This window comes from Mesorhizobium sp. M7A.F.Ca.CA.004.04.2.1 (genome assembly GCF_004022825.1).
In the GTDB taxonomy this organism is placed as follows: domain Bacteria; phylum Pseudomonadota; class Alphaproteobacteria; order Rhizobiales; family Rhizobiaceae; genus Mesorhizobium.
Map to the genome: position 1 here is coordinate 1 of NZ_RZPH01001017.1, position 2,114 is coordinate 2,114.

General features: G+C 61.3%; 2 protein-coding genes. Both read left to right on the plus strand.

Annotated elements, in window-relative coordinates; genetic code table 11:
• A partial coding sequence (locus EN893_RS30600; RefSeq protein WP_128362041.1) for a tetratricopeptide repeat protein occupies positions 1–1,062 on the plus strand: 1,062 nt, incomplete at its 5' end.
• A gap of 161 nt (positions 1,063–1,223) precedes the next feature.
• Positions 1,224–2,114 (plus strand): ATP-binding protein (locus EN893_RS30605; RefSeq protein ID WP_245490930.1); only part of this gene is annotated, 891 nt, incomplete at its 3' end.

The following is a 2,114-nucleotide window of genomic DNA, read 5'->3' on the forward strand; positions in this document are numbered from 1 at the left end:
GCCGAACCCGATCGGCTGTCATGGTTCAGCGACTTCGCCATGGCCGACGACAAGATCGGCAATGTGCTTGTGACGCAAGGCGATCTGGCTGGGGCCTCGCAGATCTACCAGGAAGGCTTGTCGGTCAAGAAGCAGCTTGCCGACAACGAGCCGGAGCGCGCCGAACTGCAGCGCGACCTGACCATCAGCTATGACGAGATCGGTGCACTGGCGCGTACCGCCGGCCAGTTGGACAACGCCCAGATGGCCTACGAGGAGAGCCTGAATATCCGATTGGCATTGGCCGAAAAGAAGCCGCAGGATGCCGAACGGCAGCGCGATGTGTCGGTCAGCCATGATACGATCGGCGACCTCAAGCGCGAGCGCGGCGATGCGGCGGGCGCACTCGCGTCCTATAAAGCGGGCCATGCGATCGTCGAACAATTAGCGGGCCGCGACCCCGACAACAGTGAGTTGAAGCGCGACCTGTCTGTCGGCAACGCAAAGATGGGCAATGCGCTGAGCGATCAAGAGGACTGGCCGGCAGCCCTCGCCGCCTATAGGCAAGCCCTCTCTATAGCCCGCATGCTGGCGGCCAGTGACCCTGCCAACGCCGACTGGCAACGTGACCTTTCGGTCAGCCTGGAAAAGGTCGCCGGCATTCTGGCGATTCAGGGCGACCGCGCCGGAGCGCTCAAGGCCTATACAGACAGTTTCGCTATCGCCGACCGGCTGGCCAAGCTCGACCCTGCCAATGCCGACTGGCAACGCGACCTGTCGATCACCCTGTCCGAGATCGGCATGCTCAAGGCCAAGCAGCGCGACGTCAAAGGCGCGCGGCAGGCTTTCCAGGACAGTCTCGACATCCGCCAGAAGCTCGCCCGGTCCGACCCAAACAACGCCACCTGGCAGCGCGACCTGGTGGTTGCCATGATCGACTACGCTCAGGTCGCCAAGAACCCCAAGACGGTGCTTTCGCAGGCGCTGGACATGACGCTGGAGCTCGACCGCAGCGGGCGGCTGGCGCCGCGATACAAGTTCATGATCAAGTTTCTCAGGGACCGGCTGGCCAAAGTGAAATAGGGCCTGACGGGAGGCTGCCATGGACAGCCGGCTCATTCCCCGTGAAATGCCTGCAAACCTTGGAAAAACCGCCTTTTGCGCCTATATCTAGTGCATATCAGAGGCGCGATTCGGAGCGGGTTTTTCGCGCCGTGCAAGCGGCATCCAGACAACAGGTTTTCATGAGCGATCAGATCGATAACAACAACGGCGCTGAAGCCGAATACGGCGCCGATTCCATCAAGGTTTTGAAGGGGTTGGATGCTGTCCGCAAACGCCCCGGAATGTATATCGGCGATACCGACGACGGTTCGGGCCTGCATCACATGGTCTATGAAGTGGTCGACAACGCCATCGACGAGGCGCTGGCCGGTCACGCCGATCTCGTCACCGTGACGCTCAACCCCGATGGTTCGGTCACCGTGATCGACAATGGCCGCGGAATTCCGACCGATATCCACACCGGAGAAGGCATTTCGGCGGCCGAAGTGATCATGACGCAGCTGCATGCCGGCGGCAAGTTCGACCAGAATTCCTACAAGGTCTCGGGCGGCCTGCATGGCGTCGGCGTCTCGGTGGTCAACGCGCTGTCGGCGTGGCTGAAGCTGAAAATCCGCCGCAACGGCCAGATCTTCGAGATGAGTTTCACGCATGGCAATGCCGACGCGCCGCTGAAGGCGACCGGCAGCTATGAGCAGGACAAGCAGCCGGGCACCTATGAGGGCCGCAGCGGCAGCCAGATCACCTTCTTCCCGTCGGCCGAGACCTTCACCATGGTCGAATTCGACTTTGGCACGCTGGAACACCGGCTGCGCGAGCTTGCCTTCCTCAATTCCGGCGTGCGCATCATTTTGACCGATGCCCGTCACGCCGACGTCGTGCGCCATGAACTGCACTATGATGGAGGCCTCGAGGAATTCGTCAAATATCTCGATCGGGTCAAGAAACCGCTGATCGACAAGCCGATCGCCATCCGGGCGGAGCGCGATGGGATCACCGTCGAAGTGGCGATGTGGTGGAACGACAGCTACCACGAGAACGTGCTGGCCTTCACCAACAACATCCCTCAGCGC